Annotated in this window: 22 protein-coding genes; 14 read left to right on the top strand and 8 right to left on the bottom strand. The window is 64.1% G+C overall.

Annotated features, from left to right (window positions below):
- Positions 1-169: 169 nt before the first annotated feature.
- Together ACMZPQ_RS07470 and ACMZPQ_RS07475 are read left to right on the top strand one after the other, a co-directional pair.
- A complete protein-coding gene (locus tag ACMZPQ_RS07470) occupies positions 170-1,174 on the top strand; it encodes an extracellular catalytic domain type 1 short-chain-length polyhydroxyalkanoate depolymerase (RefSeq protein WP_197580229.1) in 1,005 nt (334 codons plus the stop codon).
- A gap of 150 nt (positions 1,175-1,324) precedes the next feature.
- On the top strand, positions 1,325-2,473 hold the full coding sequence (locus ACMZPQ_RS07475; RefSeq protein WP_312646019.1) for a serine hydrolase domain-containing protein: 1,149 nt from the start codon (positions 1,325-1,327) through the stop codon (positions 2,471-2,473).
- A 16-nt stretch (positions 2,474-2,489) separates the two neighbouring features.
- On the opposite strand, the gene ACMZPQ_RS07480 is transcribed toward ACMZPQ_RS07475, so the two are convergent.
- Together ACMZPQ_RS07480 and ACMZPQ_RS07485 are read right to left on the bottom strand one after the other, a co-directional pair.
- On the bottom strand, positions 2,490-3,734 hold the full coding sequence (locus ACMZPQ_RS07480) for an arsenic transporter (RefSeq protein ID WP_197580227.1): 1,245 nt from the start codon (positions 3,732-3,734) through the stop codon (positions 2,490-2,492).
- A gap of 13 nt (positions 3,735-3,747) precedes the next feature.
- Complete coding sequence (locus tag ACMZPQ_RS07485) at positions 3,748-4,983, bottom strand: MFS transporter (protein WP_197580226.1); 1,236 nt, start codon at positions 4,981-4,983, stop codon at positions 3,748-3,750.
- Between the two features lie 166 nt (positions 4,984-5,149).
- On the opposite strand from ACMZPQ_RS07485, the gene ACMZPQ_RS07490 reads away from it, so the two are divergent.
- Positions 5,150-6,349, top strand: coding sequence for a serine hydrolase domain-containing protein (locus ACMZPQ_RS07490; protein WP_312646017.1), 1,200 nt, complete (start codon positions 5,150-5,152; stop codon positions 6,347-6,349).
- Positions 6,350-6,449: 100 nt separating this feature from the next.
- Positions 6,450-6,662, top strand: a complete 213-nt coding sequence (locus tag ACMZPQ_RS07495) for a hypothetical protein (protein WP_197580224.1) — start codon at positions 6,450-6,452, stop codon at positions 6,660-6,662.
- Positions 6,663-7,258: 596 nt separating this feature from the next.
- On the opposite strand, the gene ACMZPQ_RS07500 is transcribed toward ACMZPQ_RS07495, so the two are convergent.
- From ACMZPQ_RS07500 to msuE, 3 genes are read right to left on the bottom strand one after another with little or no spacing between them, the layout of a single operon-like run.
- Positions 7,259-8,287 (bottom strand): methionine synthase, encoded by a 1,029-nt coding sequence (locus ACMZPQ_RS07500; RefSeq protein WP_312646538.1) that lies wholly within the window; start codon positions 8,285-8,287, stop codon positions 7,259-7,261.
- A gap of 44 nt (positions 8,288-8,331) precedes the next feature.
- Entirely contained in the window at positions 8,332-9,309 is a 978-nt protein-coding gene (locus ACMZPQ_RS07505) for a putative oxygenase MesX (protein WP_197580222.1), read from the bottom strand.
- A gap of 56 nt (positions 9,310-9,365) precedes the next feature.
- Positions 9,366-9,953: an FMN reductase gene (msuE, locus tag ACMZPQ_RS07510; protein WP_197580221.1), complete on the bottom strand. Its 588-nt coding sequence runs from the start codon at positions 9,951-9,953 to the stop codon at positions 9,366-9,368.
- 75 nt (positions 9,954-10,028) lie between these two features.
- Here msuE and ACMZPQ_RS07515 point away from each other — a divergent pair, with 75 nt between their 5' ends.
- The 5 genes from ACMZPQ_RS07515 (at position 10,029) to ACMZPQ_RS07535 (ending at position 17,223) form a co-directional block, all read left to right on the top strand.
- Complete coding sequence (locus ACMZPQ_RS07515) at positions 10,029-10,943, top strand: LysR substrate-binding domain-containing protein (RefSeq protein WP_197580220.1); 915 nt, start codon at positions 10,029-10,031, stop codon at positions 10,941-10,943.
- Complete coding sequence (locus ACMZPQ_RS07520; protein WP_197580219.1) at positions 10,943-11,788, top strand: methylenetetrahydrofolate reductase; 846 nt, start codon at positions 10,943-10,945, stop codon at positions 11,786-11,788. Before ACMZPQ_RS07515 ends, ACMZPQ_RS07520 begins: the two co-directional genes overlap by 1 nt.
- A 351-nt stretch (positions 11,789-12,139) precedes the next feature.
- The gene (locus ACMZPQ_RS07525) at positions 12,140-14,563 is read left to right on the top strand and encodes an SIR2 family protein (protein WP_312646536.1); all 2,424 of its coding nucleotides are present in this window, start codon (positions 12,140-12,142) and stop codon (positions 14,561-14,563) included.
- A 249-nt stretch (positions 14,564-14,812) separates the two neighbouring features.
- Entirely contained in the window at positions 14,813-16,318 is a 1,506-nt protein-coding gene (locus ACMZPQ_RS07530) for a serine hydrolase (RefSeq protein ID WP_197580217.1), read from the top strand.
- Positions 16,319-16,386: 68 nt separating this feature from the next.
- Entirely contained in the window at positions 16,387-17,223 is an 837-nt protein-coding gene (locus ACMZPQ_RS07535; protein WP_197580241.1) for a trypsin-like serine protease, read from the top strand.
- 139 nt (positions 17,224-17,362) lie between these two features.
- Here the strand turns inward: ACMZPQ_RS07535 and ACMZPQ_RS07540 are convergent, their stop codons facing one another.
- Positions 17,363-17,614, bottom strand: a complete 252-nt coding sequence (locus ACMZPQ_RS07540) for a hypothetical protein (protein ID WP_197580216.1) — start codon at positions 17,612-17,614, stop codon at positions 17,363-17,365.
- A gap of 579 nt (positions 17,615-18,193) precedes the next feature.
- Between ACMZPQ_RS07540 and ACMZPQ_RS07545 the strand changes: the two genes are divergently transcribed.
- Positions 18,194-18,352, top strand: coding sequence for a hypothetical protein (locus tag ACMZPQ_RS07545; RefSeq protein WP_414485931.1), 159 nt, complete (start codon positions 18,194-18,196; stop codon positions 18,350-18,352).
- A 10-nt stretch (positions 18,353-18,362) separates the two neighbouring features.
- Here ACMZPQ_RS07545 and ACMZPQ_RS07550 read toward each other — a convergent pair whose 3' ends face one another.
- Both ACMZPQ_RS07550 and ACMZPQ_RS07555 read right to left on the bottom strand, forming a co-directional pair.
- On the bottom strand, positions 18,363-18,710 hold the full coding sequence (locus ACMZPQ_RS07550; RefSeq protein WP_197580215.1) for an antibiotic biosynthesis monooxygenase family protein: 348 nt from the start codon (positions 18,708-18,710) through the stop codon (positions 18,363-18,365).
- Positions 18,707-19,735, bottom strand: coding sequence for a zinc-binding dehydrogenase (locus tag ACMZPQ_RS07555; RefSeq protein ID WP_197580214.1), 1,029 nt, complete (start codon positions 19,733-19,735; stop codon positions 18,707-18,709). Before ACMZPQ_RS07555 ends, ACMZPQ_RS07550 begins: the two co-directional genes overlap by 4 nt.
- Before the next feature lie 207 nt (positions 19,736-19,942).
- Here ACMZPQ_RS07555 and ACMZPQ_RS07560 point away from each other — a divergent pair, with 207 nt between their 5' ends.
- The 4 genes from ACMZPQ_RS07560 (at position 19,943) to ACMZPQ_RS07575 (ending at position 24,320) form a co-directional block, all read left to right on the top strand.
- Complete coding sequence (locus tag ACMZPQ_RS07560; protein WP_197580213.1) at positions 19,943-20,851, top strand: LysR substrate-binding domain-containing protein; 909 nt, start codon at positions 19,943-19,945, stop codon at positions 20,849-20,851.
- 174 nt (positions 20,852-21,025) lie between these two features.
- Positions 21,026-22,576 carry a serine hydrolase domain-containing protein gene (locus tag ACMZPQ_RS07565; RefSeq protein ID WP_312646534.1) on the top strand — a complete coding sequence of 517 codons (1,551 nt, stop codon included), beginning with the start codon at positions 21,026-21,028 and terminating at the stop codon, positions 22,574-22,576.
- A gap of 209 nt (positions 22,577-22,785) precedes the next feature.
- The gene (locus ACMZPQ_RS07570) at positions 22,786-23,277 is read left to right on the top strand and encodes an RNA polymerase sigma factor (RefSeq protein WP_414485932.1); all 492 of its coding nucleotides are present in this window, start codon (positions 22,786-22,788) and stop codon (positions 23,275-23,277) included.
- Positions 23,274-24,320 (top strand): FecR family protein, encoded by a 1,047-nt coding sequence (locus ACMZPQ_RS07575; protein WP_414485933.1) that lies wholly within the window; start codon positions 23,274-23,276, stop codon positions 24,318-24,320. The genes ACMZPQ_RS07570 and ACMZPQ_RS07575 overlap by 4 nt, the downstream gene beginning before the upstream one ends.
- Positions 24,321-24,421 lie beyond the last annotated feature (101 nt).

Consider the following 24,421-nt stretch of genomic DNA (forward strand, 5'->3'; position numbering starts at 1 on the left):
GATGGCCCGATGCCACCCTGTCAGCCAAGGCTAGCGGTGTCATCCGGAGCCGGCGAGTGGACCTAGGTCCAGTCGGCAGCGGCTGCCGGATGCGGATACTGGGCGCGCCCCCAGCCGGAGGCGCTCTCCGGTACTCCTTCATCCACGACCTACGCATGAGGATCTGGCCATGAAATCCGGAATTGATTCGATCAAGGCAGTAGCGCTGGTGCTGTGCAGCGGGTGGGCGATGGCGGGCCACGCCTTCGCCGCACAGCCGCCGGGGCACTGGGACATCGGCCTGTATGGCAATTCGTTCGGTGCCCGCGAGTACCAGGTATGGGTGCCGGCCGGCTACGACGCGACCCAGCCGCTGCCCCTGCTGCTGGTGCTGCATGGCTGCGTCAACGGGCCGAACCTGATGGGTGAAGCCTCTGGCTTCAATGACGTGGCCGATAGCGAAGGGTTCATCGTGGTGTACCCACGGCAGAACGTCACCTCCAACCCGGCACGCTGCTGGAACTGGCAGCTGCCGATCAACCAGGCCCGCGACAGCGGCGAGCCCTCGATCCTGGCCGGCATCGTGGACAAGGTGAAAACCGGCTACAGCGTCGATCCGCACCGGGTCTACGTCACCGGCATTTCCGCCGGAGGGGCGATGACCTCGATCATGCTGGCCTGCTACTCGGATGTATTCGCCGCTGGCGCCATTCATTCCGGTGGCATGTTCAAGGGCGCGACCACCATTTCCGGCAGCGCCTACGCCCTGCTGGCAGGCAGCATCTACTCGCCGGACAGCAACGGACGGCTGGCCTGGCAGTGTTCCGGTTCGCCGTCACCGCGGCCGTTGCCGGTGCTGGTGTTCCATGGCAGTGCCGACCTCACCGTCAACCCAGTGAACGGGCAGCAGGCCGTGCGCCAGTTCCTGCAGACCAATGACCTGGCCGATGACGGCTTGGACAACGATTCGGTGAAGTACGTGCCCACCAGCACCGTCCACGCCCAGGTGCCCGGTGGACGCGCGTACACGGTCGATACGTACACCTACGGCGGGCGCACGCTGGCGCAGCACTATGTGGTGCAGGGCATGGGGCATGCCTGGAGCGGCAGCCAGTCCGGGTTGCCGTTCACCGACCCGAAGGGTCCGGACGCCACGTTGATCACCTGGCTGTTCCTGAAGGACTACCAGCGCTGAGGAAGCGGGAGGGCATGGCCGGCAGCAGCGCCGCCCTGGATGAACCTCGCTGGAGGTGTCCAATGGCACCTCCAGCGACCTGTGCCGCTCGGCTATCGTAAGGCTCCGCTCCCACGCCACTTCCCGCGACGACGCATGGACGCCCCTTCGATGATTGTTCGCAGCAGGTGCTGGCTGCATGCCTGCGCCCTGTCCGCCGCGCTGCTGGCCGCGGGTTGCTCCGGCGCCAAGGCGCCGGCCAAGGATCTTGGCGCGGACATCGATGCGGTGGCGCAGACCCTGATCGAACAGCCGTTGCTGCACTCGGCATCCATCGCCGTGGTGTACCGGGGCCAGTCCTTCATCCGCCATCGCGGTGACATGCAGGCCGGCCAGGCGCCGCCGACCGATGCCACGCTCTATGAGATCGGCTCGCTCAGCAAGACCCTGGCCGGCACCCTGGTCGCCAATGCGGTGCTGGAAGGCCGGCTGGGATTGGACGACGACGTTCGCACCTATCTGCCGGGCGATTATCCGAACCTGCAGTACCAGGGCGAACCCATCCGCATCCGCCATCTGCTGACGCACAGCAGTGGCCTGCCGAACATGCTGCCCGAGCGTGCCAATACGGTGTTGGAGGCGTTCACCGATCACCGCACCCCGGCGGCACTCAATGCCATCTACGCAGGCTACGGCAAGGCAGAATTCCTCAGGGACCTGCATGCCGTGCAGATCCCGCAGAGGCCCGGCAAGGAGTACGCGTACTCCAGCGCTGGATCGCAGTTGGCTGCGCACATTCTGGAGCAGGTCTACCCGGGTGATTACGAGGCGCTGCTGCGCGACTTCTTCAGCGGCACGGCGGCGATGGACGGGGTCAGGATCACGTTGGGCGATGCTGAAGCGCCAAGGCTGGCGGTCGGCTACCACAGCGACAATCCGTTGCCGACCACGCCCATGCCGCTGCTGCCGTGGGGCGCCTCCGGGAATGTGAAAGCGACGGTTCCTGACATGGTGAAGTACCTTCAATTCCAGCTGGTCAACGGCCCCGTGGTGAAGGAGTCGCATCGCCCCCTGGCCAGGTTCGACGACGAATTCAGCGTCGGCTACTTCTGGAACATCGTTGCCGGCGATCGCCTGAAGGGCACCTACTACGCCCACCACGGCGGCGTGCCGCGCTCGCAGTGCTACATCTACATCATGCCGAAGCATGATCTGGGCATCTTCGTCATCACCAACCAGAGTGGCGAGCAGACGGCACGCGCCATGGAAGCGGCTATCGATACCCTGGTCGAAAGAATCGCCGCTCGCGCGGCCCGATAGAAGCGCCGCCTGCCGGCTACAGCAGCAACAGCGCGCCGATCAACGCCGGCGGCATCACCAGCACGCCCACGCGCAGGAAGTCGAGCGCGCTGACATGCTCACCTTCGCGGCGCAGCGCCACCAGCCACAGCATCGTGGCCAGGGAGCCGGTCACCGACAGGTTCGGACCCAGGTCCACGCCCACCAACAGGGCCGCGCGCGTCTGTGCGGGCAACTCGGCAATCTGGCCCAGCGAGCCCGCCGCCAATCCGACCGGCAGGTTGTTGGCCAGATTGCTGAGCACAGCGGCGACACCACCGGCCAGCCAGCCAGCCTGGCGTGGCGATGACTGCGCCACCGCCTGCAGCGCGTCGGCCGCCGCCTGGATGACCCCGGTCTGCGCCACCGCTTCCACCAGTACGAACAGTCCGGCCACCAGCGGCAGCACGCCCCAGGACACGTGCCGCAGCAGCGGCAGCGGGCTGCTGCGTTGGCGAATGGCCACCACCGCCACGCTCAGCGCGCCCGCGCAGAACGTGGCAAGGCCGAGTGGTCCATTCAGGGCAGAGGTCAGCAGCAGTACGCTGCCGGTGAACAGAACGCCCCACGCGCTCAAGCGACCGCCCTCGGTCAGCGGCCGGCGCTCGGGCGCCACCACCAGCGGCTGTGCGATCTCGCGTCGATGCACCCAGCGCAGCACCAGGTAGGTGGCACCGATCGCGGCCAGCGAAGGCAGTGCGAACTGCCCCAGCCACTGCAGCAAGGGCGGCATATGCGCGCCATACACCACCAGGTTGGCCGGATTGGAGATCGGCAGCACGAAGCTGGCCGCATTGGCGATGAACGCGCAGACGAACAGGTAGGGCAGGGGATTGGCACGCGCCGCCTTGCAGGCCGCGTAGACGGCCGGCGTCAGCACCACCGCCGTCGCATCGTTGGACAGGAACACGGTCACCAGCGTGCCGACCAGGAACACCAGGTCAAACAGGCGCCGTCCCGAACCGCCGGCATGCCCGACCGCATACAGTGCCAGCCAGTCGAACAGGCCTTCGCGCCTGGCCAGTTCGGCCAGCGCCATCATGCCCACCAGGAACAAGTAGACGTCACGTCCCTCGGCCACCGCGCCCCATGCCATGGCTGCTGACACCGCGCCGCTGAGCGTCAGCAACGCGGCAGCCGCCAGCGCCCACACGTATTCCGGAATGCGCAACGGCCGGAACAGCAGGCCGACAGTGGCAATGGCGACGGCGGCCCAGATGATGAGGGAAGAAGGGATGAGCATGCAGGAGGAGGTCTCAGTTGCGCTGGCGCGCGGATGCGCGGCCCGTCTCCGGTACGCGCATCGCCAGCAGGAACGCGCCCGCTGCAATCACGGCAAGTGCCAGGAAGGCGGCATCATACCCTGCGAACTGCACCACCAGGCCTGCCAGGCCCGGACTGAATGCTGCCCCCACGCCGAATACGGTGGAGACGGCGCCGAGCGTGATATTGAAGCGGCCGGTGCCCTCGGTCAGGTCGCTGACGATCACCGGCAGCAGCGCGCCGAACAGGCCCGCGCCCACACCATCCAACAATTGCACGCCCAGCAGCCATGCGGGCGCATCGGACAGTGGGTACAGCGCCGCGCGGATCGGCAGGATCAGGAAGCCTGCCAGCAGCAGTGGGCGCCGCCCCCATGTGTCGGCACGCGCCCCGACCAGCCATGCCATCGGGATCATCACCAGTTGCGCGGCCACGATGCAGCCCGCCGTCATCGTAGTGGCCAGGGCGGGAGTGCTCAGCGCCAGTTTCTGGCCCACCAGCGGCAGCATTGCGGCATTGGCCAGATGGAACAGTGCGCAGCATGCGGCCAGCACCAGCAGGTTGCGATCATGCAGCAGCAGCCGTGCCGACGCGGGCGTGCGATCGGTGTCGGTGGCAGCGTCCATGCCACGTGCGCGCTGGCTGTCGATCGCCTGCGCCGGAATCGAACGCAGTGCCGCCAGACTGGCCACGGTCAGCACTGCCATCAGCGGGAACACCACCACCGGGCCCCACAGATATGCCAAGGCGCCGGCCAGCAGTGCGGCCACTGCATTGCCGGCGTGGTTGAAGGTTTCATTGCGGCCCATCCGGCGGGCGAAGGCGCGGGGACCGCCGACGCCCAGCGAGATGGCCGCAATGGCCGGCGCGATGACCGTAGCGGCCATGGCACTGAGCGCCTGGGTCAACGCGATCAGCGTGAACGAATCCATCCACGGCAGCAGCAGGCAGGTGCCGGTGACCAGTATCGCGGCCAGTGCAAGCGCCGCACGCTTTGCGTCGATGCGGTCCATCAATGCACCGGCCGGGGTCTGCGTCAGCAGGCCGACCACCGCCGACACGGTCATTACTGCCCCGATGCTGGCCGGTTGCCAGTGGTGCACGGCCAGCAGGTAGATCGCGAGATAGGGCCCCAGGCCGTCGCGGACGTCGGCGAGGAGGAAGTTCAGTCCATCCAGACCGCGCTCTGCGCGAGCAGCAATATCAGGGGCAGCGGGCTGTGCGGTCACGGCGGCGATTCGTCAATCCAGGGGCACCACGGCGGGTGTCGGGTTGGCGAGTTATGCGTGTCCCACCGTGATGATTGCATCGCGCAGCCACCGGCATGACTTCAGGCACTGCAGCATGACTACAGCTGTAGGCATACTGGAATCGCATTCACCGAATGAGGCCCTCATGACAACCGCATACCGGTTCTCCCGCATCCTCGGGCTGGCGCTGCTGATCCCGTTGACTGCCCTTGCGACCCCCACTGACGATGCGCTTCGCGCGATCGAGCACAACGCGCGTGCCGCGCACTCCGATGCGGTGCTGGTCAGGCACGATGGGAAAACCCTTCTTGAGTTGGCGCCGGCCGATGGAGCGGATGCCGTCCATCTGATGTCAGCCACCAAGTCGGTGATGGCGCTGGCCATCGGCCTGCTGCTCGACGACGGCAGGCTGGCCTCGATCGACGAACCAGTCAGCCACCTCTACCCCGAGTGGAAGCAGGGCCATAAGCAGGCCATCACCGTGCGCATGCTGCTGGACCATACCTCGGGCCTGCAGAACGTGGCCAATGCCGGCGAGGAGCTGGAAGGTGCGCCGGACCTGGTGAAGCTGGCCCTGGCTGCGGAGCTGAGCCATGCGCCGGGCAGCACCTTCTCGTACAACAACAAGGCCACCAACCTGCTGCCGGGGATCGTGCAGCAGCTGGCCGGCCAGCCGCTGGATGCGTATCTGGACGCGCGCCTGTTCAAACCGCTGGGCATCACCCACTACACGTGGATGAAGGACGAGGCCGGCACTCCGCTGGGCATGGCCGGCCTGTCATTGCGTGCGGACGATCTGGCGGCCATCGGGCAACTGCTGCTGGACGACGGTGTGGCGCCGGATGGAACGCGCCTGCTGAGCGCCCGGTCAGTGGCGCTGCTGACCGCTGAGAGTGCACGCTCGCCCGATGTGGGACTTCTGTGGTGGCGGATTCCAGCATGGGAGCGCTATCAGCTGAAGCCACAACTGGCCGATCTGCTGTCCGCGCGCGGCGTCGAAGCCGGCGTACAGGAGGCCATACAGACCACGGCCGGACGCAGCTTCGACAGCAAGGCCGCACTGATCGCGGCGCTGGCCGAGCGGCTGGGGCCGGAGTGGCCACAGCGCTACGGCACCGAGATCACCGGACGCGGCCTGAAGCTCGCCGACCTCTACGACATCGCGCGCGGCCCGGTCGTGGGGTACGCCGCCAACGGCTATCTGGGCCAGTACCTGTTGATCATCCCCGGACAACGGGTGGTGGCGGTGCGCCTGATCCACCGGCGCGACACCCACGAGGCCCCGCGCGACGACTACAGCGGCTTCTTCGCGGACGTCCTGCAACTGGCGCAGACGCTGCGCTGAGCGGTGGCGCCCACGCGCCGCGAACGCTTTCTTCGGCGGTTCTTCACCGCCCCCGCGCATAGAGTGGCAATCACGTGACGTGTTTATCTGTGGAAGCGCGATGTTCGACTATCAGGACTGGACCTTCATTGCCAACGGCCGAACGCTGGTGGCACGCGTGGAACTGGACGGCGAGGGTGGCGGCACCATCAACCGCTATCAGCTGAAGCCGGGGCCGGCGCAGTCCGGGCTGTGCATCAAGGTGGCCTCGCAGACCGAAGCGGCGCAGCGGCTTGAAATCGAGGTATCGAAGCTGCTCGGCCCGGATTGGTGAGTGCCGCGTAACGTCGAACCGGTCCAGCGGCCGGGACCCGGTTCCAATCTCAGTCCGTGCGACGGGCGATCGTATGCTTTCGCCCATGCACGCCTCCCTCGACCCCGCCGATGACCGGACCGCCGCGCGCCCTGTCGGTTGGATCCAGCGCGGCGGGCGCTGGGACCTGTGGTGGAACGGGCGTCCGCTGGCAAGCATCGTGGCAGATGCCGCGCCGGGCGTCCGGCTGTACCTGCATGCACGACCGCGGTCGCAGGGCAGGCAGGTGCCCGCCGCCAGCCTCCGCCAGGCCAGGCGCTGTGCCGAACGCTGGTGGGCAGTGCGGCTCTACCCGCAGGTGCCCCTACGCGAGGCGGTGGCGCGCTTGCTCGGCGCCCCCGCACCGCTGACGCCCGCCGCGCCGCCGGGGATGCTCACCCGCGAGCAGCGGCAGCAGGCGCGGCGCCTGGCTGCGGCCGGGTCAGGGGAAATCGATCGGATCAAGCAGGTTCTCGCACTGCGGTCGGCCCCGCCACGCAGGCCGGATGTGCAGGCACGCAGTGGAGCCTGGCCGGTCTCGGGCCAGGCTCCGGCAGCCCAGGCACCCCGCAGCGGTGTCAGGCCGACAGCTCCTCACGCACGATCTTCGCCCCGGCGCTGAGCGCACGCAGCTTGCCGCGTGCCACCTCGCGCGGCAGCGGCGCCATGCCGCAATTGGTGCTCGGGTACAGCTTGTCGGCATCGACGAACTGCAGCGCCTTGCGCAGGGTGCTGGCCACCTCGTCCGCGGTCTCGACCGTGTTGGAGGCCACGTCGATGGCGCCCACCATGACTTTCTTGCCACGCACCAGTTCGATCAGGTCGATCGGCACGTGCGAGTTGTGGCATTCCAGCGAGATGATGTCGATGCTGGAGGTCTGCAGCTTGGGGAACGACTCCTCGTACTGGCGCCATTCCGATCCCAGCGTCTGCTTCCAGTCCGTGTTGGCCTTGATGCCGTAGCCGTAGCAGATGTGCACAGCAGTCTCGCACTTCAGCCCTTCCACGGCCCGTTCCAGCGCGGCCACGCCCCAGTCGTTCACTTCATCGAAGAACACATTGAAGGCCGGCTCGTCGAACTGGATGATGTCCACGCCGGCCGCCTCCAGCTCCCTCGCTTCTTCGTTGAGGATCTTCGCGAACTCCCACGCCAGTTTCTCGCGGCTCTTGTAGTGTGCGTCGTACAGCGTGTCGATCATGGTCATCGGGCCGGGCAGTGCCCACTTGATCGGCTGCGAGGTCTGCCGGCGCAGGAACTTCGCATCCTCCACGAATACCGGCTTCGGGCGGCTGACTGCGCCGACCACGGTGGGCACGCTGGCGTCGTAACGGTTGCGGATGCGCACGGTTTCGCGCTTCTCGAAATCGACACCGTTGAGGTGTTCGATGAACGTGGTGACGAAGTGCTGGCGGGTCTGCTCACCGTCGCTCACGATGTCGATGCCGGCATGCTGTTGCTCGTGCAGCGACAGTCGCAGGGCGTCCTGCTTGCCTTCAACCAGGCCGTCATCCTGCAGCTTCCAGGGCGACCACAGCTTCTCGGGCTCGGCCAGCCAGGAGGGCTTGGGCAGGCTGCCGGCGGTAGAGGTGGGGAGCAGTTTCTTCATCGACATTGCGTGTTGTGTCCTGGGGCGAATGGGTAATCGTTGGTTCAGCGGGCAGCCCACTGTTCAAGCACGGCGCGGTACGGCTTGATGAAGTGCTCTTCGGTGAATTTGCCCTGCTTGACCGCCAGCTGGCTGCGCTCTTCGCGGTCGTAGACGATGCGGGTGGAGGAATAGTCCTGATGCTTCAGGCTGGGCTGGTAGACCTTGCCGGCCACGGAATTGGCGTTGTAGATCTCCGGACGGTAGATCTTCTGGAACGCTTCCATGGTGCTGATGGTGCCGATCAGCTCCAGGTTCGAGTAGTCGCCCAGCAGGTCGCCGCGGAAATAGAACGCCAGCGGCGCCACGCTGCCCGGCGGCATGAAGTAGCGCACCTGCAGGCCCATCTTGTCGAAGTACTGGTCGGTGGGGGAGAACTCGCCTTGGCGGTACTCCACGCCCAGGATCGGATGGTGGTTCTCGGTACGGTGATAGGTCTTGCTGCTGGAAACACTGATGCAGATCACCGGCGCCTTGCTGAAATTGGCGCGGTAGACATCCGATTCCAGGAAGTGCTTGAACAGCTTGCCGTGCAGGTCACCGAAGCCTTCCGGAATGCTGAAGGTGGGCTTGCCCTCGTTGCTGGCGGGCAGCACGACGCTGAAGTCGTAGTCACGCACGTAGGACGAGAAGTTGTTGCCGACGATGCCTGCGGTACGCGCGCCGGTGTGGGTGTCGACGATGGTCGGCCGCAGCACTTCGATCAGCGGGAACGGATCGCTGCCGTCACCGCCATCGATGTGCATCTCCACCGAGATGATGTCCAGCTCGACCGCATAGCGGTCCGCGCCCGGGTTGTCCCAGTGCGCCAGATCGTTGAAGCGGTTGTTGATCATGCTGATCGTGTTGCGCAGGTTTTCCTGGCGCGACGTACCGCGGGCGAGGTTGGCGAAATTGGTGGTGATGCGCGTGCCGTCAGCGGGCTGGTAATCCTCGTTGAAGGGGATGCGCGTGATGCTGAAGCTGAACGTGTCGGTGGTCATGGGTGGCGTTCCGTGTTGCGGGGTGACATCCAGATGCAGGCGAGGGCATCCGGCATTCAAAGGACTGCAGTGGCTTCAGTGATGGGCATCGCCCGGCGGGGCAGGGCCAGCAGCGGCATCGCCCGCTGCACCGCCAACCGCGCCCGTTCGATCAGGGCCGCGTTGTGCAGCCGGCCGTCGGCGAAGTCGCGGTCGGTGGCGTAGACCCCCAACGGCAGGGTGCGGGCCTGGAAGAAGCTGAAGAGCGGCCGCAGCTGGTGGTCGATCATCAGTGCGTGGCGCTCGCTGCCACCGGTGGCAGCCAGCAGGATCGGCGTATCGACCAGTGCGTCCTGGTCGATGAAGTCGAAGAAATGCTTGAACAGGCCGGTGTACGAGCCGCGATAGACCGGGGTCGCTACCACCAGCACGTCGGCCTGTTCGACCGTGGCAAGTTCGCGCTCCACGGCGTCGGGCAGCTGCGAGCGCCAGAGGGCACCGGCCAGCTGCGGGGCCAGCCCGCCCAGTTCGATCAGGTGCCGATCGCTGTGGGCCACCTCGCCGATCAGGTCCAGCAGGTGTTCGCACAGGGTGGCGGCGCGGGAGGGGCGCTGCAGTCCGCCGGAAACGGCGACGACGCGGAGGGGGCGGTTGGCTGAAAGCATGACCCGATGCTAGTGATCGCCTTCCATGACGTAAAATGGTTTTACTTCACACATCCATGAGCAGGATTCATCGTCATGCTGGAACGAATCCACCTGAGCATCGTGCAGCAGGTCGAGCAGCAGGGGTCACTCACCGCCGCTGCCGGCGTGCTCAACCTCACCCAATCGGCCCTCAGCCACAGCATGAAGAAGCTGGAGCAGCAGCTGGGCACCGATGTCTGGCTGCGCGAAGGCCGCAGCCTGCGCCTGACCCAGGCCGGGCAGTACCTGCTGGCCGTGGCCAACCGCGTGCTGCCGCAGCTGGACCTGGCTGAAGAGCGCCTGGGCCAGTTCGCGCAGGGTGAGCGCGGCGCGTTGCGCATCGGCATGGAATGCCACCCCTGCTACCAGTGGCTGCTGAAGATCGTCTCACCCTACCTGGCCGCGTGGCCGGATGTGGATGTGGACGTCAAGCAGAAGTTCCAGTTCGGCGGCATCGGCGCGCTGTTCGGCTACGAGATCGACCTGCTGGTCACCCCCGACCCGCTGTTGAAGCCGGGCCTGAAGTTCGTCCCCGTGTTCGACTACGAGCAGGTGCTGGTGGTGGCCGGGAACCACGCCCTGGCCAAGGTCGACCATGTAAAGCCGCGCCAGCTTGCCCAGGAAGTGCTGATCAGCTATCCGGTGCCGTTCGAGCGCCTGGACATCTACAACCAGTTCCTGCTGCCGGCCGGTATCACGCCCCGGCGCCACAAGGCCATCGAGACCACCGACATCATGATGCAGATGGTGGCCAGCGGCCGCGGCGTGGCCGCCATGCCGCGCTGGCTGGTGGAGGAGTACGCCGCGCGCATGGACGTGGTGCCGGTGCGGCTTGGCGCCAAGGGCATTCCCAAGCAGATCTACCTGGGCGCGCGCGAGGCCGATACCGGCATCGACTACCTGCAGGCCTTCGTCGAACTGGCCCGCAACAGCACGCCGATCGCCAGCAACCTGCGTGGGGCCGGTTGATGTCGGCGGGCACGTCATTGCGGGCAGACGCCTTCATCAACGCCTTTTCACTGGAAGTCAGCGCCAAGGCCATGCCGGCGCTACGCGCCGAAGCCGCCCGTATCGCCCCCGGAACGACGATCTCCATTCCTTACCTTGCCAACGAAGACGACGACGTGCGCCTGGCGGCCGCGCGCACGGTGCGCGAGCTCGGGTTTGCGCCGATGCCGCATCTGTCTGCCCGCCGCATCGGCTCGCGCGCGGGCCTTGAACGCTTCCTGCAACGTGCCGCCACTGAAGCGGGTATCGAACGTTGCCTGCTGATCGCCGGCGACCTGTCTGCGCCCGCTGGACCCTTCGCCGACAGCAGCGCGCTCATCGAGACCGGGCTGCTTGAGCGTGCCGGCATCAAGGTGGTCGGCGTCGGCGGTCACCCGGAAGGTCACCCGGTGATGAGCAGCGATGATCGCTGGCAGGTGCTTCAGCGGAAATGCGAGAGCATCCATGCGCGCGGCATGGCGCCGGTGATCGTCACCCAGTTCGCGTTCGACGCCGAAGTCGTGCTGGCGTGGCTGGATACACTGCGCGCCCGTGGCATCCGCGTTCCGGTGCTGGTCGGTGTGCCGGGGCCGGCCAGCATCGCACGGCTGGTCCGCTACGCCGCCATGTGCGGTGTAGGTGCCAGCGCGTCGATGCTGGCGCGGTACGGCATCTCGATCGGCCGGTTGCTGGGCACGGCCGGGCCGGAGGTCTTTGTCGACCGTCTGGTGCAGGGGCTGACGGACGCCCATGGCCCGGTCAGTCCGCATTTCTTCCCGTTCGGCGGCATTGCGCCATCGCTGGAATGGATTGCGCGATACAGATAGTGCGCACCGGATTGCAGCCAGCTTCCGATTGGGCTCCTTTTCAGCGGCGCAAGACGCTTGCAATCCTTCGCAGGCGCGCTTGCTAGTGGCTCTTTGGGCGCCAAATGACATCGTAGTGGTGCGATACTCGAGCTGCCCGTTTCATGGCGCACGCGTTTATCACAAGAGAACTTATCAACCAGGGGGGGAGTGATGGATCATGATCCACTGAAGCAGCTATCAGCAAAGCGGCGAACCTACGCTGATCTGAGTCGATTTATTTCGTCGCGCACATCTGAGGTGCCCAATTATTCATTTCTTTTGGGGGCGGGATGCTCGGTATCCTCGGGCGTACGAAGTGCAAGTGCCTTGGTGGAGCAGTGGCGCCAAGAGGTCTTCGAGCGCCTATTCCCGGGTGAACCTTACGACGCTCAGGTAGCCCGCGAACGCCTGAGTAAGACCGAGGGTGTCTGGTACAACTCCACCAGAGAGTATTCTGCGCTTTTTGAGAAGAATTTTGATTTGCCTCGACAAAGAAGAATGTTCGTCGAGAAGGAGGTGGCTGGCAAGTCTCCCAATCTTGGATACGCCTACCTAATTAGACTTGTGGATACTGGTTTCATTAATACCATGTTCACCACAAACTTTGATGACCTCCTAACTGAGTCTTTTTTTCAATTCTCCCAGAGCAGGCCCATGATGTGCGCGCACGACTCTGCAATATCGAGCGTATCCGTCACATCGGCCAGGCCTAAGATCATCAAACTGCATGGTGACTATCTTTTTGATGATATCAAGTCGACAGTCAGGGAGACTGAGTCGCTTGAGGAAAATACTAGAAAGAAATTCGTCGAATTTGGAAGGAATTTCGGTCTGGTTGTAGTCGGGTACAGTGGCTGCGATCGCTCCATAATGGATGTTCTTCAGTATCTCCTCAGAAGTGAGGATCATTTTAAGCATGGAATCTATTGGTGCATTAGAAAGGGTGAGACACCCAGTGATGAGCTAATTAAGCTACTCTGGCGCGATCGAGTGTATTTTGTTGAAATTGACGGATTCGACGAGCTGATGGGTCAGCTGCATAATGACTTAATAGGAAGCAATCTGCCCATCGATACCGGGATCGTAAACGACAAGCCCCGTACAATAATAAAAGGATTTTGTGAAAACACATACCTGCGAAGCTCAACGTCGGAAGTGATAAAGAGGGATCTCGAAATACTTGAGCGCCAGAATTCTCGCGAGGAGCTATTTAGTACCTTTAGGGATTACAAGAGATTCCCGCAGGAATCAGATGATGATGAGCTGAGTGATCGGGAGACGGTCGCGATGCTTGAGATTCGCCGACTGATTGACTCCAACTCTCTTATTGAAGCGCGCGAGCGAATTAAGGCAGAACTGGAAAAGCAACCTGGAAACAGGGCGAGAGATCGATTCTACGATTTGCTTGTGCGAACTGAAGAGCTGGCTGGAGATATTCGCGCTGCAATTCGCGTACTGGATGATTTGATTTCTCTTGATCCACTTGACCCGGACAATTACATCCGAAAGAGCCACCTTCTCCTCGATCACAAAGAGCGCATGGATGTTATAAATTCCTGCCTCGAATTTGCGCCGCATAAGTTCAAAGTCCATAATGCCGCCCTTTCCGCCATGCTCGACGCGCGCGGAGCAGTGCTAGGCTTCGATAGCACTGAGCTAAACGCCAGGATTGACTATCATTTTCAACAAAGTGTGAGATGTAACCCGGGATTGACAAATTGGGCCTGGTCGCTACTTTCGAAGCACCTTTTTCAGGAGGCTATCCCTAAGGATGAATACAAGCGCCGAATTGAAGACATCATAACAAAATGTTCAGCCATGGATCCGACCTCTCTCACCGCCTTCAGAGCTCGGGTTAATCGTCTCGCCAGATACAAGGAGGATCGGACATCAGCTGACGCTTCGGCGCTCCTATCCGAAATATCGCATGCATCGAAATCGAAGCCCCAGTACTTAAGAGCTGATTACATTTGGCTCGAAATGGATGCCATGTCGAGTCTTGAGAGACATTCGGAGTTATCAAAAAAAGTTAGCGAAGTTAATCTTGATGCAGACCTATCGAATAGTCGTGAATTTCTGGTTCGCAAAGCAAAGCATTTGATGGAGGCTAGCGGAGATCTGGATGGGGCTATTGCCTCAATGAAATCAGCAATCAAGTCAGAAAAAACGTCGGAAGACATTCTAACTCTCGCTAGATATCTGAGCTACAAGCAGGACTCCCATGCAATCGCGACTCTTACCGAAGAGCATGGAAAATCACTGTATCCAATCCAAAGGCACCTACTAAGTAGACTTGAATTTATTTCAAAAGGAAATATCGAAGGCGCCCTGGCGCAACTTCGCGCAATGAACTCCCTAAGAATGACCGGCGTCAACGAGAAGAATGACGAGATTCACGATCTAATTATACTAAAGAAGTATAGGGAGGCGGAAGATATCGCAAAGGCGGCGCTTGACCAGATTGGCTGGAGCATCAACCACCCGGCGTTAATTGTTAATTATGAGCTCGCGCGCGCCCGGCAGGGTGAGTCCCCAAAGAAGTCTCGACTTCTTGACGTGATCGAAAAGTCGGGGAGTGAGGCGGCAAGTGCATGCGCTCATATCATGGTTGGCACTGCAGACAAGTGTCGTGAAATACTGAAGTCGGAGATAAGGAGAAATAGGGAGAATTTCTATCTCTTCAGTTCATGGGCAATTTTTGCGGACGAAAAGAATAGGAAGACCCTTGACGCAGCAATTAACCAGGCATCCTGAGTGAACCCGCCGCCCTCACCCTTCCTTCGAGTAACGCAAATGAAGGGAGGGTGGGGTGGTGGTCGCTTTAGGCGAGCCGATGCTCAGCTGACGCGTAATTTCATCTCGCCGGCAGGGAGATGCAGCGCCACTAAGACGCAAGGCGTAAGTGCAGCCCAGCCATTGATAGGCCATCAGTCATGGCTGCCAGGCCTGCTTTGCGGCCGCCCGGCACGGCTACACTGCGGCATCAACCAGTGAGGTAGGTAGATGCCCGGCGCCGTCCTGCAGTTCTCCATGGAGTGGAAGCGTTCCCTGCTGCAGGTGGTTTTCGCTGCGGCAGGTTCGCTGGTGTTGCTGATCGGTATCACAGGGCAGGCGAGGGCGGCCGCGGGTCCGGCCGAGATCGCGCAACTGGTCGACAGCTACGCAGAAAACCGGGATTTCAATGGCGTCGTGCTTGTCGCCCAGCACGGGCACATCCTGTATCGCGGCGCGCACGGGCTGGCCAATCGGGAATGGCAGGTACCGAACGTCGAGGACGGCGTTTTCCGCATCGGCTCGTTGAGCAAGCCGATCACCGCGATCCTGGTGATGCAGCTGGTGCAGGACAAGATCGTGCGGCTGGACGGCACGCTGGGCGAATACCTGCCCGCACTCTATGCCGATACCCCTGCTGGCGCGGTGACGGTGGCGCAACTGCTGAACCACACGTCCGGCATTGTCGACCTGCCACGCAATTACGAGGACCCGTGGTGGCAGACGCAGGCCCGGATCGCGTTGCAGCCCGTCGACTTCGCCAAGGCCTGGATTCCGGGCACGCTGCAGAGCCCTCCGGGGGCTGAGTGGCGCTACAACAACAATGGCTACTTCCTGCTCGGCCTGATCATCGAGAAAGTGACGGGCGCCAGCTACGAGGCCAACCTGCAGCGCCGGATTCTGGACAAGGCCGGCATGAATGACAGCGGCCTGTATCGCGCCAGCGAACTGATTCCGCGCCTGGCAACCGGGTACCAGACCCGGCCGGACTTCAGCCTGGCGCGTCCCATGCCGATTGATCCCAGCGTTTCCTATTCGGCGGCCGGCCTGTACTCCACGGTCGACGATCTGTTCCGACTCGACCAGGCCCTGCAGGGCGACACACTGCTGGCCGAACCCGCGCGACGCGCGATGTGGACCAACCACCGGTCGGGCTATGGCTACGGTTGGGAAGTGGAGAACTGGCCCCTCGCAGCGGGCGGCACTTACCCGGTGCAATCGCATACGGGCAGCGTTCCGGGCTACCAGACCTATTGGCTCCGCTCCGGGCAGGACCAGTCGGTGGTGATCGTGCTGGACAATTATTGGCAGGGCGAAACCGCCGCGAGCCTGGGCAAGGCGTTGATGGGAGTGCTGCACGGCAAGCCGGTGGCGCTGGCGAAGAAGAATCTGGCCACGCTGCTGGTGCCGGCGGCGCTTTCGGAAGGCGTAACCGGCATGACTCGCGCCTATGAGGCATTGGGGCCTGCCGCCAGCCAGTACGACACCTCCGAACAGGCGTTGAATTCGTTGGGCTATCGCCTGCTGAGGATGAAACGCCTGCCGGAATCGGTGGCGGTCTTCCAGTGGAATGCCAGTGCACATCCGGACGCCGCCAACGTGCATGACAGCCTGGGCGAAGCCTATCGTGCAAGCGGGCAGGCCGGGCCTGCGAAAGCCAGCTACCGCAGGGCCGCGGCGCTCGCACCCAATGATTCGCGGCTGCGCGGCATCCTCACCGAGCTGGAGGCCGAGTGAATCCGGCATTTTCTGCCTGGACCGGGTCGGCTCGGCGGCGCGACGTGATGGCACGGACAACGCGATCCATGGCCCGACGGTTGCTCCTCGCGCTGGCCGCACTGCCGTTCGCCGCGGGAGCAGTGGTGATCCGCCACGACGTTGACGACGCCCGATACCGCATCGACGCCGCTGTGCTGCCCGCATTGGCCGACATGCCGGGCGAGGGTCATGGTGTGCTGATTGCACCGCGCTGGGTGCTGACTGCCGCGCATGCGGCACCCATGGAAGGCATGGGTGCTGCCCTTGCCATCGATGGAAAGCGCTATGGCGTCGATCGGGTCTTCCTGCATCCCGGCTTCAAGCGCATGCCGGACGCACTGGGAACGGAGGCCCTGGCAACAGGCAGCCCCTCGAAGATCCACGCCTTCCTGGCCTCGTCGGATGACATTGCGCTGGTTCGGCTTGCTGCACCCGTAAGCGGTGTGCGCCCGGTCGCGCTGTATCGCGGCGCCGGCGAGGCCGGGCAAGTGGCCACCCTGATAGGGAAGGGTGCCACCGGCAACGGCGCCATCGGGCTGCTGCCGGGAGGATCGCATCGCACGTTGCTGCGCGAGGCCAACAACACGATCACCGGCGGCAATGACCGGTACCTCTGGTATCGCTTCGACGCGCCGCCGCAGGGCCTGCCACTGGAGGGCGTGCTGGGCAGCGGTGACAGTGGCGGCCCGCTGCTGATCACGGTTGGCGGCAGTCAACAGCTGGTCGGCCTCGGCTCCTGGATCAGCGCGGTTCCGGAGCACGCTCTGGACGCTGGCTTCTATGGACAGATGATCTACAACGCCCGCGTCTCGCGGTACATCGACTGGATCGAGCGTGTGATGTGCCAGAACGGCGACGCCTGTCAGGCACAAGCAATTCCATAAAGGTGTGCCGGGTGCAGAAGGAGCGCCATCGATGATCCTACTTGGGCTCCTTGCCGGCGCACTGCTGGGTTGGGTGCGCGGAAACCGCGCATCCCGCCAGGACGCGAGCGGCGGCCGGCCGCTATAGGCTGCGGCCAGCTCAGCGGCGCGGATGGCGCATGTCGGATGGGCAGCTGATCAGGCGGGCATTGCTGATCGCCTGCCGCGTTCCGCAGGCGCGGCAGGCCAGCACCGTGCCGCCGGCCACATGCTCCATGTCCTGCTCGGTCCAGACGCTGGTCGATCCACAGGCCGTGCACGTGGCCTCGATCTGCAGGGCCCGGGCCAGCCCGCCTTCCGCGCCAGGTCGGTAAGTGAGGTCGGTGATCTTGAAGATGCCGGTATGACTCATTGCTACGCCGAATGGGGTCTATGTCAGGAAGGTAGAACCAAGGGGATATCGGGAGCGTGGGCGCAATGTTGAGGCGACGTGGAATGCCCGCTCACCCACCGCCACCGACGTTGAACTCCTCAAGCCTGGCGCGACTGACCGACTGGTGGTTGCCGCACTCCGGACAATCCAGGGCGGCAGCACCGTTGAGGTCGACCAGTCCATGGCCGGGGGTGGCCCTGAAAGACCTGGAACATTTCAGGCACGAGCAATCAATCCGGGTTACCTGGAGCAAGGTGCCATCTGCACGTGCCACTCCTTCGACGCTTGTTACATAGAACTGTCCGATGTCACGCATGAAGATGAATGAATCCCTGAACCTTGGGGGCGCTCATCATGCGCCCTGGCGGCGCGCGGCACGCATCTGGATTCTGAAGAATTAAGATTTCCGCCTCTGCGGGATCTTGAATGAAATGCCGCAGTGTGATTCGGCCATGCTTGCCACTGCCGTGGCGCTGCGCGTGCAGGCCGCATGGCGCATGGCGCACGCCTCAGATCCGATCACGACGATGCCCTCTCGGGGCGTCAGCAGCGATGGGTATGAACACCATCATCCGTTCGGTTGCACTGAGTGGGGAAGGCTCGTGCGTTCAACGGTTGTCTTGCATGTTGCTGCGCCACGCTTCGGCGCAGCTGCATGGTGGCGCAGGGGGCATTCACGGATCGGTGAATGGCGCATGGGCGATTCGTGATTCGTGACGAGGCAGGGCTACGCGGCCCCTCGACGCGGTTGCTGGCGTGGAAGGTCCATGCCTGGATGGGCTGGCACATGGATCACATGCGGCTCATCAACCAGAAACGGCTCAAGTGTTTCCATGAGAACCGCATGTGCTTCGCTGGCCTCGAACACCTCGACGTGCGCCGCCAGATCCCTCCAATGCACCTCCAGCAGGTAGAGGTCGGCGTGATCTAGTGCCCGTACAAGACGGTGCCCGAGATGGCCCTCTGCACGTTTGACCAAGCCGGCGGCCCCCGCGAAAGCGGCTTCAAACGCGGGTCCATGGCTGTCCCTTACCCTCAGGAACGCCAACTCCGTTATCCCGGCACCCTCTCTCATCGCGGACCTGCCAGACGATCCTGGAAGGCCGACGGCACCTGCACCGTTTCTCCCACCACGTCGATGGCGACCTTGCCGCGAAGCGCGTACAGGCCTCCATTCTCGAGCAGCTCATGCGCTTCCCCCATTCTGGAGAGCGGCAGGGTGGCTCCCAGAACCGGCTTCACCAATCCTCGCTCCACGAGTCTGGTCAGCGCATCCAGCTTGCCGCGGTTCTGGCGAGTGAACACGAAATGGTAGCTCGCGTTTCGACCCCACGCCTCGATGAGATTCTGCGGCTGTGCAATATCGACCAGGCTGACAACACGTCCTGCATCTGCGAGCACCCGGGGGCTTCGTGCCAGCGTGTCGCCGCCGATGGTGTCGAAGACGACCTCAACGCCTCGGCCACGTGTCATCGTGGAAACGGCCTCGACGTAATCGTCAGTCATGAAGTCGATCGCTTCGTCCGCACCCAGCGATTTCACGAAGCCATGATCGCCGCCCCGCGCCGTGGTGATCACGCGTGCGCCCATCGCCTTGGCGACCTGGATGGCGATGGTTCCAACGCCGCCTGCACCGCCATGGATCAGCACCGTTTCACCCACCGCCAGCTGGGCACGGGTCACGAATGCTTCCCATACGGTGCCACCGACCAGCGTCAGGCTTGCCGCCTCAAGATGACTGATGTTCGCCGGCTTGGGGCTTACCAGATCCACGTCCGCAACGTGCCGTTCTGCATAGGAGCCCGCACCGCCGAATATCCTGGGCGTGTAGTAGACCTCGTCACCGACGCGGAATTCGTTGACCAGGGCGCCGACCTCTTCAATCACGCCCGAAATGTCGTGGCCGATGATCGCCGGCAGTGGCACGTGATCTGCGTAGTCGCCGCGACGAATCTGGTAATCAAGCGGATTCACCGCCGTCGCGTGGACGCGTACACGCACCTGGCGCGCGCCCGTTGCCGGCACCGGGACGTCACGCATCTCGAAACTATCGGGACCGCCAAAGCGGCGAAGGACCATCGCCTTCATGGTGTCATTCATCTTCTCGTATCCTGTGGTCTGTGCGGGCGCGGATCGGCCTGCAACGGGAGCAATCGTGGGCTCCGCCGCAGACCGCCGGTAGCCGGGCGATACAGGAATCTCCTTCAAGGGATTCTTGAAAGTGCCGCTGCCGCTTCATTGCGCGCCGGGTGACGCGTCCCCGTCGCTTGGGTGATGATGCCCACTGCCGGCAACGAGACGCGCGTAATGGACCTCAACGACCTGACCCTGTTCACGCGGATCGCCCGGCTGGACAGCATCAGCGCGGCCGCACGGGATCTCGGCATCACGCCGGCCACAGCCAGCGCACGCCTGGCCGCATTCGAGAAGCAGTTGGGTTCCCGCCTGGTGCATCGGACGACCCGGTCGACGACCCTGACCGAGGATGGCCGTGCCTTCCTGCCACATGCGGAGCACCTGCTGGAGGCCGCCGCGGTTGCGCGCAGTGCGTTGGGGCACCAGCATGCGACGCCCCGGGGGGTGTTGCGCATCGCTGCGCCGTCGTCGTTCACGCGCTTGCATATTGTTCCAGGGCTGCCTGATTTCACCGCCCGCTACCCTGAGATCAGACTGGACATGCGGATTTCCGACAGCGTTGTCGATCTGCTGGAAGGAGGGTTCGACGTGGCGGTCCGTTATGCGGACCTGGCAGATTCGTCGTTCGTTGCCAGGCGGATCTCTCCGGACAAGCGCGTCCTGGTAGCCTCACCCGCCTACCTTGAACGCTGCGGCGAACCACGGTCCCCCGACGTGCTGGATGCGCATGCCTGCCTGGTCGTCGGCACGCTTGATCTATGGACCTTCAAGGACCCGGACGGCCAGGTGATCGCCAGGCGCGTTGCGCCCTCCATCCGGATCAATGATGGTGCTGCGGTGCGCGATGCCGCCCTGGACGGCCTCGGAATCGCCCTGATGGCCACCTGGTGCGTTGCTGAAGAGCTTCGGTCGGGAAAACTGATTGCGATCCTTCGGGAATTTCCGCTGGTTTCCACCCAGACGCTGTGGGCGATCTATCCCAGCGCACGCGAGCTTGCGCCGAAAGTCCGCGTGTTTGTCGACTGGCTTGTCGAGCGCTTCGGTCCTGACCCCTATTGGGACCAGGACTTGCCGCTGTAGTACCGGCAGTCGGGCATGGCCCGGGCGGGGTCGCCCGGGACGGCTGCGGGCACGTCGCCGGGGCACGGCGCACGCAGTGACTTCTGGCAGGCGCCCACGCCGGGCCGTGGTTCGACACTCCGAAGCCACTCTCCCATCCCGTTGCTTGTTGACCCCAAGCGAGACACTGCACACATGTCCAGCACCAGGAAGATGTTGTCGATGGGCCTCCCATCCAGCTGCCGCACGCTCGCCTCTGCAAGAGGCTTTCTGGCCGCGATCGCGATGCTGGCGCTTTCGCCATGCGCGCTTTCCCAACCGCACGCCGACCGAGTGCCGGAGCGTGATCCCACGCCGGACGTGCAGGCACGCATTGCGCGGGTAGAGCAGGGGCTGTCCACGCCGGTCGTTGTGAAAGGTGCGCCTGATCGCCGGATGCGCTTGATGGACCGCATGGCCTTCCACAGGGTTCCTGCCGTCAGTATTGCCGTCATCAACAACGGTCATGTCGAATGGGCCCGTGCCTACGGCGAGCTCGAGGCAGGCGGCAAGCGCCCGGTTACGCCGGAGACCCTGTTCCAGGCCGGCTCTGTAAGCAAGACACTCACCGCGATGGCGGCATTGCGCCTGGTTGAGAATGGCACGCTGTCGCTGGATGCCGATGCCAACACGCAGCTCAGCAGCTGGAAAATCCCGCAGAACCCATTCACCCGGCAAAGCCCGGTCACGCTTCGACGGTTGCTCAACCACAGCGCGGGCATGAACGTGCATGGGTTCCTGGGCTACGCGGAAGGTGCAGCGGTTCCGTCACTGGTGCAGGTGCTGGACGGCACGCCCCCCGCCAACTCTGAGGCGGTTCGAGTGGTGTCCACGCCCGGCAGTCAATGGTCGTACTCGGGAGGCGGTTACAGTGTCGCCCAGCTCATGATGACCGACGCGACCCGCCAGCCTTTCCCCGAGCTGATGCAGGCGCTTGTCCTCGCCCCACTGCAGATGCAGGACAGCAGCTTTGCGCTCACGCCACCCGCGGCCTGGCAGGCACGTACCGCGACCGCGCATCACAGCGATGGCGAGCCGGTGGTGGGCCGCTGGCACGTCTATCCGGAATCGGCCGCCGCTGCGCTGTGGACGACCCCAGGCGATCTGGCCAAGGTGGTCGTCGATATCCAGCAGGCACAGGGGAGCGTTCCCGGCAAGATCCTGTCGCCCGCGATGGCGGCCACCCTGCTGCACCGCGAACTGGGGGACTACGGGCTGGGCGTGTTTGTTGAAAAGGTGGGGGCCGGCACCAGCTTTGGGCACTCTGGCGGCACCGATGGCTTCCGTACCCAGCTCTATGGCTACTCGCACACGGGGCAGGGCGCAGTGGTGATGACCAACAGCGACAATGGTGCCGCGCTGATCGACGAGCTCCTGGTCAGCATTGCCGCCGAGTATGGCTGGCCGGAGTTCAAGGTCATCGAGAAGACTGCCATCGCGCCAGATGCCCGGTCCAATGCGGCCGTCGCAGGCAACTATCAACTGCATGACACGCCTGCGCACGTCATCGCCGAAGGCGACCGGCTGTATTTCCAGAGTGACCTGTTCGGCGCCGAGCGCATGGAGCTGTTCGCCCAATCCAGCACCCGCTTCTTCTTCACCGCCAAGGATATGGCACTCGATTTCCAGCTCGATGAACGTGGCCGGGCATCCGCGTTCTCGCTGCTGCGCAATGGCGCCCGCCATACCGGGGTCAGGCAGGAGTGAGCTGCGATACCCGGCAGCGGGTCAGCGGCGATAGCCAGCGCCGTTGCAGACCGTCGGGTGCCGATCCAGAGCCGCGGCAGGGAAGGGGAGAGCCCGGCGCCGCTGCGCGGCCGTCATGAAGGCGTCACACCGCGCCCGTACCTTGCGGCGCACTTCAGGGGGTAGGGGCGACGCAGGTGGCCGAACAGGCAAGACGGCGCCTGGCGCGCATGTTCGAAGAGCACGCGCCACTATTGCGTGGCTTCTTCGTGCGACGCGGTGCGCGGCAGGACGCCGAAGACCTGGTGCAGGAAACCTATCTGCGCCTGCTGCGTGCGCATGAAGGCAAAGGCGAGCCGATCGCCAACCCGGAAGCGTACCTGTTCACCGTCGCGCAGAATCTGGCACGCGAGCAGGCCGCGCGCCGGCGCTGGTCGACCCTGTCCATCGAAGAAATCGAAGGCCCGGGCCAAAGCCTGGCCAGCGGGGAATGCGTGCAAGATGCCGCCGAACGGGAGCAGCGCCGCCAGCGCCTGCAGACGCTGCTGGAGACCCTGCCCGAACACACCCGGGCGGTGCTGGTCATGCAGTACCGCGACGGGCTGAGCTACAAGCAGATCGCCGAACGCATGGGCGTGTCAGCGCATATGGTGAAGAAGCACGTGGTACGCGGGCTTTCGGTGTGCCGCCGGGCGCTGGCCGAACCGGCAGGGAGGTCGTGAGCGTGGCCACTGAACATCCCTCGGCGCTGACCCTGGCCGCCGCGCAGTGGCACGCGCTGCAACGCGAAGGCGACCTCAGCCCTTCGCAGCAGCATGCCTTCATGCAGTGGCTGCTGGTCTCCCCCGAACACCTGCGCGAGTACATGGCCATCAGCGAGGTGGCCGGTGCGCTGGGCGATGCACTGCGCGGCATGCCGGATGACGTCGACGCACTGTTGAAGGCTCCCGCGCCGACGCGCAATGATCACAACGTCGTGCGGTTGTCGCCACGCCCGTCCGCCGCATCGAGCCAACGCCGGGCACGGCCCACACCCGGCTTGCCGCGTATCGCGGCCGCGGCGGCGCTGATGCTGGCTGTCGGCGCAGGCGCCACCGTTGCGTGGCCGCGCACCGGGCACTACGCAGCCGCACATGGCATGCCGCGACAGGTCACGCTGCCCGACAGCACCGTAGTACGCCTGGACGCTGAAAGCGAGATTTCGGTACGCATGACCCTGCTGGGGCGGCGCGTCGAGCTTGAACGTGGCCAGGCCAGCTTTGTTGTGGCCAAGGACCGGCGCCCGTTCGCGGTACATGCTGCTGGCCTGCAGGTGACGGACATCGGCACCACGTTCGATGTTTCGCTGCTGCGCGAGCAGGCTCGTATCGGCGTCAGCGAGGGGCGCGTGCACGTGCGCGGCGATGGTGGCCGCGGCCGCATGCTGGCCGACCTTGGTGCCGGGCAAGCCGCACAAGTCGACTACCGTGACCAGCGCGTGCGCATCCGCGAGGAAGACGCCGCCAGCATGACGGCATGGTGGACCGGGCGGGTGCTGTTCCGCGACGAGGCGCTGCGCGACGTAGCCGACCGCTTCAACCGGCGCAACGCGCTGCACCTGCACGTGAGCGACGACGCCGGCGCGCTGCGCCTGACCGGCAACCTGCGCGCGGATGACGTTGCGTCGCTGCGCGCATTCCTCGACCAGCAGCCGACGCTGGTCACGCGGGTGGCACCGGACGGAATCCATGTGCGGTTGCGCGCTGGAACGCCGCAGGCGCTGTAAGAAAAAATTCATCGAATAAGTGGTGCCCGATCGGCGCGCTGCGCCCTCGTAGATGGGGAATGCAGGAACACACCTGTTCCGCGACCACCGCCATTCCCTAC

The organism is Stenotrophomonas maltophilia (assembly GCF_047497515.2).
GTDB lineage: Bacteria > Pseudomonadota > Gammaproteobacteria > Xanthomonadales > Xanthomonadaceae > Stenotrophomonas.

Bases quoted from the DNA above. Each gene is read 5' to 3' on its own strand.
- ACMZPQ_RS07470 (WP_197580229.1), top strand. From the start codon at position 170: ATGAAATCCGGAATTGATTCGATCAAGGCAGTAGCGCTGGTGCTGTGC.
- ACMZPQ_RS07475 (WP_312646019.1), top strand. From the start codon at position 1,325: ATGATTGTTCGCAGCAGGTGCTGGCTGCATGCCTGCGCCCTGTCCGCC.
- ACMZPQ_RS07480 (WP_197580227.1), bottom strand. From the start codon at position 3,734: ATGCTCATCCCTTCTTCCCTCATCATCTGGGCCGCCGTCGCCATTGCC.
- ACMZPQ_RS07490 (WP_312646017.1), top strand. From the start codon at position 5,150: ATGACAACCGCATACCGGTTCTCCCGCATCCTCGGGCTGGCGCTGCTG.
- ACMZPQ_RS07495 (WP_197580224.1), top strand. From the start codon at position 6,450: ATGTTCGACTATCAGGACTGGACCTTCATTGCCAACGGCCGAACGCTG.
- ACMZPQ_RS07500 (WP_312646538.1), bottom strand. From the start codon at position 8,287: ATGAAGAAACTGCTCCCCACCTCTACCGCCGGCAGCCTGCCCAAGCCC.
- ACMZPQ_RS07505 (WP_197580222.1), bottom strand. From the start codon at position 9,309: ATGACCACCGACACGTTCAGCTTCAGCATCACGCGCATCCCCTTCAAC.
- msuE (WP_197580221.1), bottom strand. From the start codon at position 9,953: ATGCTTTCAGCCAACCGCCCCCTCCGCGTCGTCGCCGTTTCCGGCGGA.
- ACMZPQ_RS07515 (WP_197580220.1), top strand. From the start codon at position 10,029: ATGCTGGAACGAATCCACCTGAGCATCGTGCAGCAGGTCGAGCAGCAG.
- ACMZPQ_RS07520 (WP_197580219.1), top strand. From the start codon at position 10,943: ATGTCGGCGGGCACGTCATTGCGGGCAGACGCCTTCATCAACGCCTTT.
- ACMZPQ_RS07530 (WP_197580217.1), top strand. From the start codon at position 14,813: ATGCCCGGCGCCGTCCTGCAGTTCTCCATGGAGTGGAAGCGTTCCCTG.
- ACMZPQ_RS07535 (WP_197580241.1), top strand. From the start codon at position 16,387: ATGGCCCGACGGTTGCTCCTCGCGCTGGCCGCACTGCCGTTCGCCGCG.
- ACMZPQ_RS07540 (WP_197580216.1), bottom strand. From the start codon at position 17,614: ATGAGTCATACCGGCATCTTCAAGATCACCGACCTCACTTACCGACCT.
- ACMZPQ_RS07545 (WP_414485931.1), top strand. From the start codon at position 18,194: ATGAACACCATCATCCGTTCGGTTGCACTGAGTGGGGAAGGCTCGTGC.
- ACMZPQ_RS07550 (WP_197580215.1), bottom strand. From the start codon at position 18,710: ATGAGAGAGGGTGCCGGGATAACGGAGTTGGCGTTCCTGAGGGTAAGG.
- ACMZPQ_RS07555 (WP_197580214.1), bottom strand. From the start codon at position 19,735: ATGAATGACACCATGAAGGCGATGGTCCTTCGCCGCTTTGGCGGTCCC.
- ACMZPQ_RS07560 (WP_197580213.1), top strand. From the start codon at position 19,943: ATGGACCTCAACGACCTGACCCTGTTCACGCGGATCGCCCGGCTGGAC.
- ACMZPQ_RS07565 (WP_312646534.1), top strand. From the start codon at position 21,026: ATGTCCAGCACCAGGAAGATGTTGTCGATGGGCCTCCCATCCAGCTGC.
- ACMZPQ_RS07570 (WP_414485932.1), top strand. From the start codon at position 22,786: ATGTTCGAAGAGCACGCGCCACTATTGCGTGGCTTCTTCGTGCGACGC.